The sequence below is a fragment of the Aliihoeflea sp. PC F10.4 genome, from assembly GCF_054612275.1.
On sequence record NZ_JBTSWH010000001.1, the window covers coordinates 1,801,459 to 1,816,033 of the forward strand.

General features: G+C 61.7%; 13 protein-coding genes. 5 read left to right on the forward strand and 8 right to left on the reverse strand.

Annotated features, from left to right (window positions below; genetic code table 11):
• Positions 1-62: 62 nt before the first annotated feature.
• On the forward strand, positions 63-1,643 hold the full coding sequence (locus ACX82Z_RS09065) for an alkaline phosphatase (protein ID WP_459588074.1): 1,581 nt from the start codon (positions 63-65) through the stop codon (positions 1,641-1,643).
• Positions 1,644-1,697: 54 nt separating this feature from the next.
• Here the strand turns inward: ACX82Z_RS09065 and ACX82Z_RS09070 are convergent, their stop codons facing one another.
• From ACX82Z_RS09070 to ppdK, 3 genes are all read right to left on the reverse strand, one after another.
• Positions 1,698-2,102 (reverse strand): DUF1801 domain-containing protein, encoded by a 405-nt coding sequence (locus ACX82Z_RS09070; protein ID WP_459588076.1) that lies wholly within the window; start codon positions 2,100-2,102, stop codon positions 1,698-1,700.
• A gap of 17 nt (positions 2,103-2,119) precedes the next feature.
• Positions 2,120-2,560 carry a DUF1801 domain-containing protein gene (locus tag ACX82Z_RS09075; protein ID WP_459588078.1) on the reverse strand — a complete coding sequence of 147 codons (441 nt, stop codon included), beginning with the start codon at positions 2,558-2,560 and terminating at the stop codon, positions 2,120-2,122.
• Positions 2,561-2,623: 63 nt separating this feature from the next.
• On the reverse strand, positions 2,624-5,284 hold the full coding sequence (gene ppdK, locus ACX82Z_RS09080) for a pyruvate, phosphate dikinase (RefSeq protein WP_459588079.1): 2,661 nt from the start codon (positions 5,282-5,284) through the stop codon (positions 2,624-2,626).
• 170 nt (positions 5,285-5,454) lie between these two features.
• On the opposite strand from ppdK, the gene ACX82Z_RS09085 reads away from it, so the two are divergent.
• On the forward strand, positions 5,455-5,796 hold the full coding sequence (locus ACX82Z_RS09085; RefSeq protein WP_459588080.1) for a VOC family protein: 342 nt from the start codon (positions 5,455-5,457) through the stop codon (positions 5,794-5,796).
• Positions 5,797-5,807: 11 nt separating this feature from the next.
• A complete protein-coding gene (locus ACX82Z_RS09090) occupies positions 5,808-6,152 on the forward strand; it encodes a GFA family protein (RefSeq protein ID WP_459588081.1) in 345 nt (114 codons plus the stop codon).
• Here ACX82Z_RS09090 and ACX82Z_RS09095 read toward each other — a convergent pair.
• The 4 genes from ACX82Z_RS09095 to ACX82Z_RS09110 form a co-directional block, all read right to left on the reverse strand.
• The gene (locus ACX82Z_RS09095; protein WP_459588084.1) at positions 6,146-6,562 is read right to left on the reverse strand and encodes a hypothetical protein; all 417 of its coding nucleotides are present in this window, start codon (positions 6,560-6,562) and stop codon (positions 6,146-6,148) included. The genes ACX82Z_RS09090 and ACX82Z_RS09095 overlap by 7 nt on opposite strands.
• On the reverse strand, positions 6,559-10,020 hold the full coding sequence (locus ACX82Z_RS09100; protein ID WP_459588086.1) for a chromosome segregation SMC family protein: 3,462 nt from the start codon (positions 10,018-10,020) through the stop codon (positions 6,559-6,561). The genes ACX82Z_RS09095 and ACX82Z_RS09100 overlap by 4 nt, the downstream gene beginning before the upstream one ends.
• A 76-nt stretch (positions 10,021-10,096) precedes the next feature.
• Positions 10,097-10,804 carry a DsbA family protein gene (locus ACX82Z_RS09105; protein ID WP_459588088.1) on the reverse strand — a complete coding sequence of 236 codons (708 nt, stop codon included), beginning with the start codon at positions 10,802-10,804 and terminating at the stop codon, positions 10,097-10,099.
• Between the two features lie 137 nt (positions 10,805-10,941).
• Positions 10,942-11,451 carry a DUF721 domain-containing protein gene (locus ACX82Z_RS09110; protein WP_459588089.1) on the reverse strand — a complete coding sequence of 170 codons (510 nt, stop codon included), beginning with the start codon at positions 11,449-11,451 and terminating at the stop codon, positions 10,942-10,944.
• Positions 11,452-11,505: 54 nt separating this feature from the next.
• Between ACX82Z_RS09110 and mutY the strand changes: the two genes are divergently transcribed.
• Complete coding sequence (gene mutY, locus ACX82Z_RS09115) at positions 11,506-12,615, forward strand: A/G-specific adenine glycosylase (RefSeq protein WP_459588091.1); 1,110 nt, start codon at positions 11,506-11,508, stop codon at positions 12,613-12,615.
• Between the two features lies 1 nt (position 12,616).
• Positions 12,617-13,225 carry an HAD family hydrolase gene (locus ACX82Z_RS09120; RefSeq protein ID WP_459588093.1) on the forward strand — a complete coding sequence of 203 codons (609 nt, stop codon included), beginning with the start codon at positions 12,617-12,619 and terminating at the stop codon, positions 13,223-13,225.
• A 93-nt stretch (positions 13,226-13,318) separates the two neighbouring features.
• Here ACX82Z_RS09120 and ACX82Z_RS09125 read toward each other — a convergent pair whose 3' ends face one another.
• A complete protein-coding gene (locus ACX82Z_RS09125; protein ID WP_459588095.1) occupies positions 13,319-14,452 on the reverse strand; it encodes a DNA methyltransferase in 1,134 nt (377 codons plus the stop codon).
• Positions 14,453-14,575: the final 123 nt, after the last annotated feature.

Here is a 14,575-nt window from a genome sequence, read left to right on the forward strand (position 1 = left end):
ACATGGACCCCTTAGCGACGAGCGCGTAAACTTTATGCTCACTCACTCAAGGGGAAAATCCGATGCGCCACATTTCGCGTCTGGTCGTTTCGCTCAGCCTCGGCTCAGCTTTTATTGTTCCGGCCTTTGCCGAAGAGCCGACTGCCAAGAACGTCATCTTGATGATTTCCGACGGCATCGGCTTCAATGGCTGGCTGGCCGCCGACTACTATCAGGGCAAGGCCGGCAGCCAATCCTATCAGGTCGCCCGACCGGACGGCACGGAGCCGCGCCTTTACGGACAGACGCACTGGTCGGTCAATCCGATCGACGGAAACGGCAATCTCGTCAGCGATGACGAAGCCGACCAAGCCGCCGGTGTCGTGGAGCAATATTACGATCCGACCACCCGCTGGAACCGTTTCGAAAACACCTTCCTCAACGATTTCGCGCCGGTCGGCGAGAGCTACACCTCCTATACGGACTCCTCTTCGGCCGCGACCGCCCTTTATACCGGACGAAAGACCGTCAACGGACGCATCAACAAGGACTGGCAGGGCGAGATCGACTTCGTCACCATCGCGCAGATCGCCAACGCGCAAGGCCGCTCCACGGGTGCCGTCTCCACGGTGCAGGCATCGCACGCAACACCGGGCGCCGTCTGGTCACATGCAGCTTCCCGCAACTCCTATGCCGACATCTTCAACGAAATGGTCGACGGCGGCCTCGACGTCATCATGGGCGCGGGCCATCCCGATTTCGACAAGAGCGGCCGCCGTCTCGAAGACGGTGCAGAGCGGGACTACAAATTCGTCGGGGGCGAGGAAACCTGGGCGGCACTGACCAGCGAAGAAGGTCACAACGGATTCTCCTTTATCGAGGAGAAGGCCGATTTCGAAGCGCTCGCCGCTGGCGAAAACCTGCCGCAGAAGGTCGTCGGCGTCATGCAGTCGATCAGCACCGCACAGTCGGATCGTACTGAACTCGACGCGGACGAGAACAATCCGTCCGGCATGGCGTTCGTCGAAAACGTGCCTTCGCTGACGACGATGACGCAGGCCTCGCTCAACGTCCTCAATCAGAACGAAAACGGCTTCTTCGTCATGATCGAAGGCGGAGCCGTCGACTGGATGGGCCACGCCAACGATATGCCGCGTTACATCGAGGAACAGATCGATTTCAACATGGCGGTGGAAGCAGCGATCCAGTGGATCGAGGAGAACTCGAACTGGGACGAAACGCTCCTGATCGTCACCGCCGATCACGAGACCGGTGGCATCTGGGGCGAAGGCACCTATACCAACGGCTCGGGTCAAGCTGTCGCCGACCCGTCAAACGAGGAAGCCATCGAGGATGCCCGCTTCGATCCGACAAAGGACCGTTTCAACGACTATCTCGCCGTTCAGGATCGCGGTGAAGGCGTCCTGCCCGGCTATCAGTTCGCTTCCGGCAATCACACAAACGAACTGGTCCCGCTTTGGGCGATCGGTTCCGGCAGCAGCCTCTTCGACGAAGGCCGCCGTGTCGATGTCAGGGCGGCGAAGCTCTGGGGCAACGGAATTGGATATGACTGGGACGGTTCGTACATCGACAACACGTCCGTGTTCGACGTGATGAACCGCGTGCTTTCCGCCGATCATCTGGAAAACCGCGCTGGCTTCTGACGAGCGGACATAATGTTCTAGATGCGCCCGGCCTCGTGCCGGGCGTCTTCGCGTTCAGCCTTTCGGCTTCGTGCGAGACGGCTTCTTAACATTCAACGCGACGGCTGCGCGAATGAGCGCCTTGAACGCCTCCGCGTCGATTTTGTGGTCCTTGCCGATATCGATCGCGCGGCGCGCATTGCCTTCAAGGCTGGCGTTGAACAGCCCGGAAGGGTCGTCCAGCGATGCGCCTTTGGCGAAGGTCAGCTTCACGACGTTTTTGTAAGTCTCACCTGTGCAGACGATCCCGTCATGCGAGAAAACCGGCACGCCGCGCCATTTCCATTCCTCAACGATCTCAGGATCGGCCTCGTGGATCAGCCTGCGCATTCGCTCAAGCGTCTCGCCGCGCCAATCGCCAAGTTCGGCGATACGCTTATCGATGAGCTTCGAAGCGTCTTTTCCGGGATCGTCAGCCATAGGCACGATCCCTTTTGCTACATCTTCTCGCCCGGCAAGCGGCTTGCCTGCTTCACCCAATCGGAGAATTGCGCCTCGTCGACCGCGTCGTTTTCGTGGACGTGGAAATAGCGCACGTCCTTCTGTTTCGAGCCAACCGGCGGCATCGGATCGATCGACGCGCCCCTGAAGAAAGCGACCTTCACATATTTGTCGAAGCAGTGGAAAGACAGGATGTAATGGCCATCCTCGACGCCGTAGAACGGTGAATTCCATTTCACCGCCTTCTTCACATCCGGCAAGGCTGCCACGATCAGCGCGTCGAGACTTCGCCCGACATCACTTTTCCAGCCGGGCATCGCCGCGATATAGGCCTGCACCGGCGCATCGCCATAACCCTTCGCAATCTGTGGATTGCCTCCCGAAAGAAGCACAGGCTCCACAGGCGTTTTTGCTTTCGCAGATGATCCGGCCGTCATGATCTCCTCCGTTACGAAATAAGATCATAGCGCCCGAACACCGCTTTGAAAACGCGGCGACTGCTATCCCTTGACCGCCGCCTGCGCCGCCGCCAATCGTGCGATCGGCACGCGGAACGGCGAGCAGGAGACATAGTCGAGGCCGACTTCCTCGCAAAAGTGGATCGAAGACGGATCTCCGCCATGCTCGCCGCAGATGCCGAGCTTAATGTCGGGGCGCGTCGCCCTGCCCTTTTCGCTCGCCATACGCACGAGTTCGCCCACGCCTTCCTGATCGATCGACACGAACGGATCGCGCTCGATAATTCCCTTCTGGCGATAGGTTTCGAGAAAGGACGATGCGTCGTCGCGGCTGATCCCGAACGTGGTCTGGGTCAGATCATTCGTACCGAAAGAGAAGAACTCCGCCGCCTCCGCGATCACATGCGCGCGGATCGCCGCGCGCGGCAATTCGATCATGGTGCCGACGAGATAGTCGATCTGCTGGCCTTTTTCCTGCATGACCTCTTTTCCGACGGCGTCGATCCGCGCCTTGACGAAATCGAGTTCCTTCATGATGCCGACGAGGGGGACCATGATTTCCGGCACGACGGGTTTGCCGGTCTTTTCGCCCGCCTCCAATGCGGCCTCGAAAATCGCGCGGGCCTGCATCTCGGCGATTTCAGGATAGGAGACGGCAAGCCGGCAGCCGCGATGGCCGAGCATCGGGTTGAATTCGTGCAGGGCTTCCGTGCGCTCGACGAGCTTGTCCGGATCGACGCCCAGAACCTTCGCGACGTCGGCGATTTCCTCGGGCGTGTTCGGCAGGAATTCGTGCAGCGGCGGGTCGAGGAGCCGGATCGTCACCGGCAGCCCGGCCATGATCTCGAACAGTTCGACGAAGTCCGAGCGCTGCATCGGCAAAAGCTTGTCGAGCGCTGCGCGGCGCCCCGCCTCGGTATCGGCGAGGATCATCTCGCGCATGGAGATGATACGTTCTTCATCGAAGAACATATGCTCCGTGCGACAAAGACCGATACCTTCCGCACCGAACGACCGCGCCATGCGCGCGTCGGCCGGCGTTTCCGCATTGGCGCGCACCTTCATGCGTCGCGCGCCATCCGCCCATTCCATGATCGCGGCAAAATCGCCCGAAAGCTCCGGCTGGAGCATCGGCACCGCGCCTTTCAGCACCTGCCCGCTCGCGCCGTCGATGGTGATGATATCGCCTTTTTTCAGCGTCACGCCCATGGCGAGAAGCGTTCCCGCGCGCGTATCCACCCGCAATCCGCCCGCGCCCGATACGCAAGGCTTGCCCATTCCGCGCGCCACGACCGCCGCATGGCTCGTCATGCCGCCGCGCGTGGTCAGGATGCCCTCGGCCGCGTGCATGCCGTGAATATCCTCCGGGCTTGTCTCGACGCGGACCAGAATGACCTTTCGGCCCTGCTGCTTCATTTCCTCGGCGTCGTCGGAGGTAAACACGATCTCGCCGGTCGCCGCGCCCGGCGAGGCGGGCAGGCCCGAGCCGATGATGTTGCGCTCCGCCTTCGGGTCGATCGTCGGGTGCAAAAGCTGGTCGAGCGAGGCCGGATCGATGCGCTTGACGGCCTCGTCATGCGTGATCAGCCCTTCGCCGGCCATATCGACTGCGATCTTCAACGCGGCCTTCGCCGTGCGTTTTCCCGAACGCGTCTGGAGCATCCACAATTTGCCGCGCTCGATCGTGAATTCGAGATCCTGCATGTCGCGATAGTGGCTTTCGAGCCGGTTCGCGATGTCGACGAAATTCGCATAAGCCTCAGGCATCACCTTTTGCAGCGAAGGCTTGTCCGAACCGGCGGCAATACGCGCCGCCTCCGTCAAGTTCTGCGGTGTGCGGATGCCCGCCACCACGTCTTCGCCCTGCGCATTGACGAGGAATTCGCCGTAAAGCGCCTTTTCCCCCGTCGAGGGATTGCGCGTGAAGGCGACGCCGGTCGCGGACGTGTCGCCCATATTACCGAACACCATTGACTGCACGTTGACCGCCGTGCCCCAGCTTTCGGGGATGTCGTGCAGACGGCGATAGGTGATCGCGCGATGGTTCATCCAGCTCGAGAAGACCGCCCCGATCGCACCCCAAAGCTGCTCGCGCGGGTCTTGCGGGAACGGATGGCCGAGTTCCTCGACCACCTTTTCCTTGTAGAGCACGACGATCTTGCGCCACTGCACTGCGGAAAGTTCGGTATCGAGTTCGACGCCCGCCTTCGCTTTCTCGTCCTCGAGAATTTCCTCGAAGACTTCGTGATCGAGCCCAAGCACGACGTCGCAATACATGGTGATGAAGCGGCGATAGCTGTCGAAGGCGAACCGCTCGTCGCCGGCATCTCGTGCCAGCGCCTCGACCGTCTCGTCGTTCAGGCCCAGATTGAGGACCGTGTCCATCATGCCCGGCATCGACGCGCGGGCGCCCGATCGCACGGACACAAGAAGAAGGTTTTTCGGGTCTCCGAAACGCTTGCCCGTTATGCTTCCGACGGTAGTAAGCGCAGCATCCACCTCGGCCTCGAGTTCGGCCGGGTAGCAGCGTTCATTGGCGTAGTAGTGGACACAGGCGTCGGTCGTGATGGTGAAGCCGGGCGGAACCGGAAGACCCAGATTGCACATCTCGGCGAGATTGGCTCCCTTGCCGCCAAGCAGGTTCTTGTCCCCTGCCCGGCCTTCCGCCTTGCCGTCACCAAACGCGTAGACCCACTTCGACATGCCGTCCTCCTTGCCTGGGTTTCGAGCGATAGAGTGCAGCGCAGCAAATGGCAAGGCGTGCTCTACGCGCCGTTCGAACTCAATCGATTGAGATCGAAAACGCTTCTTGCCAGCTTGCGGAACGCTCCGCTTCGATATAGAACAAATAAGGAACATAAAGGGTCAAAATCATGCGCGAAGATGGAAAGCTCGACTATATCGAGATGCAGGCTGGCGGCGGAGCGATCGACAGCGCGAAAGCCTTTTACAGCGCCGCGTTCGGCTGGACTTTCACCGATTACGGCCCGTCCTATGCGGCCTTCTCGGAAGGTCTTGACGGCGGTTTCGACGCCGGTGCGCCTGCCGATGCCAAACCGCTGCCGGTCCTGTTTTCGACCGATCTGGAGCGGACCTTGCAGGCGGTGACCGATGCCGGCGGCAGGATCGTCAGACCGATCTTCGAATTTCCCGGCGGCCGCCGGTTCCATTTCATCGATCCGGCCGGCAACGAACTTGCAGTATGGGCCGAGTAGGATACCGGAACATGCACAGGGGAAGCTGCCATTGCGGCAAGACGGCCTTTGAGGTCGATGGCGAATTCACCGAAGCGAACGAATGCAATTGCTCGCATTGCAGTCGCAAGGGCTATTTGCTCTGGTTCGTGCCTCGCGAACAGCTTCATCTGGAAACGCCGCTCGAGACCCTGTCGACCTACAAATTCAACAGGCATGTGATCGATCACCATTTCTGCCCGGATTGCGGCTGCGCGCCGTTCGGGCTCGGCACCGCGCCCGACGGCAAGGCGACGGCTGCGATCAACATCCGTTGCCTGGAAGACGTCGACCTGACAAAGGTGAAGCACGTGCCGGTGGACGGTCGGTCCTATTGACGGCTGTCTGACTGGCTGGGTGGAGCCAATTCGTCCAGAAGGCGGCGCAGTTTTCCGGTCGTGATCGCGACATCCGGCGCATTCTGGACCGCCATCAGATGATGCAGACGAAACTGGGTGTCGTGACCCTTTCCCTCACCGAGGAGGCGCCTAGCGCTGGCGATCGCATTGGCCAGCACGGCCTCGGTCAGTGCGCCCTCTTTATCGGTGCGTGCTTCATCGATGAGCACAATCAGTTGCGACAGGCTTTCCAGCCATGAAAACCGGGGATTTCCGATGATCTCGAAAAGCAGCGTATAGGGGTTCTGGTAGGCAGGATCGTCGCCCGCTTCGGCATGGATCAACGCTTTGTGCATGTCACGCAGCGCCCTTGCAAGATCATCCGCACGCGTCTTCAAATCCTTCGTCATACTGCTTCCCGCATCTGTTCAGCCGTCTGAAGATCGACCGAAACGAGCTGGCTGACGCCCTGCTCGGCCATGGTTACACCGAACAGCCTGTCCATGCGCGACATGGTAATCGGATTGTGCGTGATGATGACGAAGCGCGTTTCGGTCGTCGCCGCCATCTCGTCCATCAGATTGCAGAAGCGCTCGACATTGTGATCGTCAAGCGGCGCGTCCACCTCGTCGAGGACGCAGATCGGCGCTGGATTGGTGAGAAACACCGCAAAAATAAGCGCCATCGCCGTCAGCGCCTGCTCACCGCCCGACAGAAGCGTCATAGTCTGCGGTTTCTTGCCCGGGGGGCGTGCAAGGATTTCGAGCCCCGCTTCCAGAGGATCGTCGCTCTCGATCAATTGCAGTTCGGCCGTACCGCCGCCGAAAAGATGCGTGAACAGGCGCCGGAATTCGGCATCGACACGCCCGAACGCGGCAAGCAACCGCTCGCGCCCTTGCCGGTTCAGGTTCTGGATCGCTTCGCGCAACCGCGCGATTGCCTCGACCACGTCGTCGCGTTCGCGCGTAATGAGATCGAAGCGATCCGATAATTCGCGCGCCTCCTGCTCGGCGCGCAGATTGACGGCACCCAGCCGTTCCCGCTCGACCTTCAGCCGATCGAGACGACGCTCCACGTCTGCGATCTCCGGCGCTGCCTGATCGGCCAGAAGCTCTGCCTGCAGCGCAACCAGATGAGGCTCGACGCCAACCGTCTCGCGCATGCGCGTCTCGACGTCGCGACGCCGCTCTTCGGCTGCAGACAGACGCTCCTCGGCACGGCCACGCTCCTCACGCGCCCGGCTGAGGGCCTCGATTGCGACCGTCGCCGTGCGGTCGAGCGCCGCCTGCCCGGTTTCCGCCAGCGCCAGCGCGTCGGCTGCTTCGCGGCGTGCGGTCTCGGCTTTATCGAATTCTCCTGCAAGCGCCCGCCGCTTCACCTCGAATTCGTCCGGCGCGTCGGCAAGCGCAGCAGCTTCAGCGGCCGCTTCTGCGCGGCGGGTATTCAGCGCCTCGATCTGCGCCTGGGCGTTGCCGGCGCGCTTCGACCAGCCGTCGCGCTCGGACATGATCGCCGCCAGCCGCCTTTCCCGCGTTTCAGCGTCACGGATCAGACCATCGCGGGTGGCTCGCGCCGCAATCTCGGCAGCCCGCTCGTCCGCTGTATGCTGACGGAGCGCACCTAGCTCCGCTTCGAGCGCAACCGGGTCCGGTGCGGCGGCTACCGCATTTTCGGCGGCGATGCGCTCGGTCGATATCTCTTCGAGGGTGTCGGTGAGCCGCCCCTCCGTTTCCGACAACCCTGCCCGCCGCGCATCGATTTCACCACGGGCGCGCTCTGCGCGGGCAAGGTCGTCGCGTTTTTCCGCCAGAGATTTTTGCGCGGTTCGCACAGCTTCGCGGGCGGTTCGTTCCGTTTCGACCACCTCTTTCACGGCCATTTCCCGGGCAGCAAATTCGGTTTCGGCCTCGGCAAGCCGCACCATCGCACCGTCGATCTCGTCCCTAAGCTCCGTCAGACGATTGCGCTGCGCGAGTCGCTGGGCGGCCGCCGTCGGCGCATCGGCACTCGCGACAACCCCGTCCCAACGCCACAGATCACCCTCGCGGGAGACGAGCACCTGACCCGTCGCGAGTCTTTGCTGCATTCGCGCTCCATCCAACCGGGGCACGACGCCGACCTGCGCCAAACGCCGACGAAGTTCCACCGGCGCTTCGACGTGGGCGAGCAAAGGCTCCGCGCCCTCCGGCAGGGCTGGATCGTCTCCTACATGAACCGGCAGCGACCAATATGCGGCCGCATCACCGTCGACAGGCAGATCGAGATCGTCGGCCAGCGCCGCTCCGAGTGCGGTTTCGAACCCGCGCGCGACTTTGATGACGTCGAGAACGGGCGTCTGGCCCGCCCCTGCTTGCCCTGCGGCAAGCACTTTTTCCAACGTCCGCGCCTCGGTTTCAGCTTGCGACAGTGCCGAGCGTGCGCCCTGAAGACGCTCCCGGGCTTCCGATTCGGCCGCGCGAGCCGGCGGCACCGCCGCCTCTGTCACGGTTGCGTGGTTTTCGGCAGTCGCAAGATTGCGTTCCGCAGCCGCAAAGGCAATCCGGCTTAGCTCGACGTCCGGCAGCGTTGCAACGCGTGCATTGAGTTCCGCGATTTCATCGCACGCACCGGCAAGCTGGCGCTCGGCTTTCGCTTGCCGTTCGTCGAGTTCGCGTAAGGTCCTAACGGCGTGTGCGCGAAGCGTGGCGCTTTCCGCACGCCGGGCGGTCAGCGCCGACAATTCCTCTTCCATGCCCGCAAGACGTTCGGAAACGCTGAGACGCGCGGCGTCGGCCTCTGCCAGACGAGCATCATGGTTTTCACCTACCGCATGCAGTTCCTTCTCTTCGGTGGCCAGCCGGTCCAGAACGCCGGCATTATCGGCCAGAATCTGGCGTTCGCGCTCGATATCGGCGTCTGCCTGATGCAGACGGCGCTCAAGTTCCTGAGCGCGCGCGGCAACCCGCTTCGCCTCATCCTCGTGCTGCGTGCGTGCAATCGCCAAACGCTGCACCACGGCCGCCGCGATGGCCTCGACCTCGCGCAATTCTGGCAGTTTATGAGCCCCGATGCCTTGCGCTTTCGCCGCCTCGATCTGCTCCTGCGCACGCTCGGCAACCATCGATGTCGCGCGCGCCAACACCGACTTCGCTTCGCCCTCCTGCGTCTTTTCATGCACCCAGCGCAGATGAAGCAGCGTCGCTTCGGCCTTGCGGATATCCGCCGACAGTGCCTTGAAACGCTGCGCCTGCCGCGCCTGCCGCTTCAGGCTTTCGATCTGCGTACGCAACTCGCCGGTCACGTCGTCGAGACGTTCAAGGTTCTGCTCGGCTGCGCGCAGGCGAAGCTCCGCCTCGTGCCGGCGCGAGTGAAGGCCGGAAATTCCGGCAGCTTCTTCCAGAAGCGCACGGCGCGCCTGCGGCTTTGCCTGAATCAGTTCGCCGATGCGCCCCTGCCCGACCATCGACGGCGAGCGCGCGCCCGTCGACTGATCGGCGAAAAGAAGCTGCACGTCCTTGGCGCGTGCCTCCTTGCCGTTGATGCGGTAGACGGACCCCGATTCACGCTCGATGCGGCGCGAAACCTGCAACTCGTCCGCCGCATTGAAGGCGGCCGGTGCGGTGCGATCCGAATTGTCGAGAAAAAGCGTGACCTCGGCGGTGTTGCGAGCCGGACGCGTGCCGGAGCCGGAGAAGATCACATCGTCCATGCCGGACGCGCGCATGTTCTTGTAGGAGTTTTCGCCCATCACCCAGCGCAGCGCCTCGACGAGGTTCGACTTGCCGCAGCCGTTCGGCCCCACGATGCCGGTCAGGCCGCGTTCGATGACGAACTCGCCGGGATCGACGAAGGATTTGAAGCCGAGAAGACGGAGCCTGTTGAAACGCATCGTTCAGAGCCTCGTTCGGCTCGATGAACGAAATCCGGACGCGGCTATGCCGCGCCCGGCAGTCAAGTTCGGGACGTCAGAGCATCGAGTCGATGATGGCCGACATTTCGTCAACCGACAGGGCCCCCGCATATTTGTTGCCGTTGATGAAGAAAGTCGGCGTCGAGTTCACTCCGAAATCGTTTTGCGCGCGCGCACGCACCGACCTGACATCATCGAGAAGTTCCTGGTTGGTCAAGCAAGCCTCAAAGGACTCCTGTGTAAAACCACCCAGACGGGCGAGGCGAAGCAAGGCTTCGCGTGCATTGTCGACGGGCACCCAGCTATTTTGTTGCTTGAAGAGAACATCCGACATCGCGAAGAAGTTGTTGTCCGCGCAGCGCGCGAGCATCGCACCAGCTTCGGCGCGCGGATCGAACGGAAATTCGCGCAAGATCAGCTTCGCCTGCCCCGTATCGATATAGCGTTCCTTGATCGTCGGCAGCGTGTTGTTGTGGAAGTTACCGCAATGGCCGCACGTCATCGACGCGTATTCGACGATCGTCACGGGCGCATCGGCATCGCCCAGAACCTTGTCTTCCAGCGGACCGGGTTCGAGGAGCGCTGCCATGTCCACGGTGCCCTGAGCGCGGGGCGCGGTGGCGGAGGTCGTCACCGGATCGGTGCCCGACGCGCTCGCATTGGCGGAGTTGCCGCTATCGCTGCACGAAGCAAGCGCAAGGCCCGCGACCGGAAGAAGCGCCAGAGAGGTCACGACATGTCTGCGCGACAAAGAAGAGGCCATTTCGAATCACCCGTGTTGAAGTTTGAGTATCGTCTGTATCGCATTCGTCTAAAACGCGAATACGGCAAGGATCGTCCCTTTCCTACCGCGAATGCACGACACTGTGTTCACAAAGGTGCGATTTCCATGACAACCGATCAAGCGCTGCGGCGTTTGGCGCCGATGACTTCCGCGCCGAGGCGTTCGAGAGAAGCACGCAATTCATCGCTCTCGATCGCGCGCGTCAGGTTCTTCACATGCGCCGCGTCAGGTTCGTTTAATTGCGCCGGTCCCCTGCGCCGCGGCGACGGATCGACGGCAACCGGCTTTTGCAGGATGCGGATGCGGCCGACCGCCGCAAAACCCAGAAAGCTGTTGATCCGCGCGATGACCTGCCCCGTTTCGTGCTGGAGCGCGAGCGCCGCCATCCCTTCGCAGGCGACGACCAACGTCGCCGGCTCGAAGGGATCGTCCTCGCCCATGCGGCGCGGCCAGATGATCTTTTCGGGGCGGGATGCGCGCGCGGTGCGCTCGCCCACGATTTCTTCCCATGACTGGATCAGCGCCACCGGAATGCCAGCGCGTTTTCGCAACACCGGATCGAGGATGCGCGTGGCGAGATCGGCAACCGGTTGGGGCCCGTATGACCCTTTTGGTTTGCCTGCCATGGCGGAAATCCTTTATGCGCTTGAGTTCTTAAGCTTTCTAGCAGGAACATGGGCATGACGCCATCGGCGCAGGACTGGTTCGACGACGCTCGCGCGCAGCGCGTGTCCGTCCAGCTGGTCGAATGGTACGACCGTCATCACCGCGAACTTCCCTGGCGCATACCGCCGCGCGATCTGGCCTCCGGCCTGCGCGCCGATCCTTACCGCGTCTGGCTTTCTGAAATCATGCTCCAGCAGACGACCGTCGAAGCCGTAAAACCGTATTTCGCCAAGTTCGTCGCCACCTGGCCGACCGTATCGGCTCTCGCAGCTGCTGACAGCGACGATATCATGAAGGCCTGGGCGGGATTGGGCTATTATTCGCGTGCGCGGAATCTGAAGACATGCGCGGAAACCATTGAAAACGAATATGGCGGACGCTTTCCCGGTACCGAAGGAGGACTGCTCGCCCTGCCCGGAATCGGGCCTTACACCGCAGCGGCAATCGCAGCGATCGCCTTTGATCGTCCAGCGGCCGTGGTCGATGGAAATGTCGAGCGGGTCTTTACCCGCCTCGCTGCGATCGCCACGCCGCTTCCCAAAGCCAAGAGCGAAATCAAGGTCTTGGTAGCAAAAGCTGTGAACTTGAATCGCCCCGGCGACTTTGCACAGGCGACGATGGATCTTGGGGCGACGATCTGCACGCCACGCCGGCCCAAATGCCTGATGTGTCCAGTCAACGACGAATGCCTCGCGCTTCGCGAAGGCGACCCGGAGCACTATCCGGTCAAACCGGCGAAGGTGGCAAAACCGATCAGGCACGGCGCGGCGTTCGTCGCGGTACACGGGAATTCGCTTTTTCTGCGCAAGCGGGCGGCAAAAGGCCTGCTCGGCGGCATGGCGGAAGTTCCGTCGACGAACTGGTCGTCACGCGCAGATGGCGAAATCGCTGCCACAGCCGCGCCCTTTGCCGGAAACTGGACGAAAGCGGGCCAGATCGGGCACGTCTTCACGCATTTCCAGCTCGAACTCGTCGTTTACCGGGCCGAAATTGCCGAAAAGCCCGATATTGCCAATGGCTGGTGGGCGCCACTCGACCTTATTCACACGGAAGCGTTGCCCACTGTCATGAAGAAGGCAATCGAAGCTGCCATACCGGGCGCAACCAAGAAAAGGAGCGCATGAAGTGGCTGAAATCCGTCACATCGTTTTCGACATCGGCAAGGTATTGATCCATTACGATCCCGAACTCCCCTATCGCGACATCATTCCCGACGATGCGGAACGCCGCTGGTTTCTCGACAATGTCACCACCGGGCATTGGAACGTCGAACAGGATCGCGGACGACGCTGGGATGATGCGGAGGCGCTGCTGATCGCGGATTTTCCCGATCATGAAACGAACATCCGTGCGTTTCGCCAGAACTGGCACAAGATGGTGCCGCACGCCTATGACGACAGCGTCGCGATCCTCGAAAAGCTGATCGCCGACGGACGCGACGTGACGATGCTGACCAATTTCGCGGCCGACACGTTCGCCGAGGCGCAAGAACGCTTCGATTTCCTCAAAAAGTCGCGCGGCGTCACGGTTTCAGGTGACCACAAAATGATCAAGCCAGACGTCGCGATTTACGATTTACATGCCCGCACGTTCGGCCTCGATCCCGCCGCAACGCTCTTCATCGATGACAGCGCGAAGAACGTCGACAGTGCGAAGAAAGCCGGATGGCAGGCGGTTCAGTTCATCGACGCGGAGACGTTAGAGCGGGATTTGAAGGATTTGGACTTGCTTTAGCCGCCCGGCTTAAAACTAAGTATGGGGTCCTGTGACGAGCACAGGACCCCATACCTTAAACTTCGAGCATGTGCGTGATGCGAAAGATTTTTGTCACGCGCCTGCGCGGTTCATGCCCAGACGGGCGATGCGCCGCAACTCGTCGATCTGGTTGAGACCACCTGAACGCTCATAGTGCCAGAACGTCCAGCCATTGCAGGCATCGAGCCCCTGCACCGTCGCGCCGACTTTGTGGATCGATCCGGAGACGTCGCCGACCGCGATGGTGCCGTCGGCGCGCACCCGCGCCTGATGACGGCGGCGGGCATCATGCAGCACCGCGCCCGGCTTGATCAGGCCTGAATCAATCAGGCTGACGAAGGCGACACGGGGTTCTGCGCGCTTGCCCGTCATGACGGACAGATCGATCTCGGCCAGCGGCCTGACGTGGTCGATGCGTTCCTGTGCGGCGTCGATATAGGTCTGGTCGCGTTCGATACCGACGAAATGGCGGCCAAGGCGCTTGGCGACCGCGCCCGTCGTGCCGGAGCCGAAGAACGGGTCGAGGACCACATCGCCCGGCTTCGTCGACGACAGCATGACGCGCGCGAGCAGCGCCTCGGGCTTTTGCGTCGGATGGACCTTGTTGCCGTTCTCGTCCTTCAGGCGCTCATTGCCGGTGCAGATCGGAAACAGCCAGTCGGATCGCATCTGCACGTCGTCATTGGCCGCTTTCATCGCGTCGTAATTGAAGGTGTAGCCCTTGGCCTTCGGATCCCGCGAGGCCCAGATCATCGTTTCATGCGCGTTCTGGAAGCGGCGGCCACGGAAGTTCGGCATCGGGTTCGTCTTGCGCCAGACCACGTCGTTCAAAATCCAGAAGCCCAGATCCTGCATGATCGCACCGACGCGGAAGATGTTGTGGTAGGAGCCGATCACCCAGATCGTGCCGTTCGGCTTGAGCACCCGGCGCGCGGCGAGCAGCCAGGCGCGCGTGAAAGCGTCATAGGCCTGGAAGCTTTCGAACTGGTCCCATTCATCGTCCACCGCATCGACCTTCGACTGGTCGGGCCGGTGCAGGTCGCCATCGAGTTGAAGATTATAGGGCGGATCGGCGAAGATCACGTCGACGGAGTGATCCGGAAGCTTGTTCAGGGCGGCGACGCAGTCGCCTTTGAGGATGGTGTCGAGCCACTGGCTCGGTTCGGCGGAAGGAACGAGGTCGGCAAGAGCGCGCACGGCTGACATGAAGATACCCGGTACTCGGAGAAACTCTTTTACACTCCGTTATGGTTACCGATCGGCGTTAACATCGCGTGAAGAGGCGCGCGGTTTGCGGTTCCCGGCAGGCTCGTGTAGGACCGCGCCAAC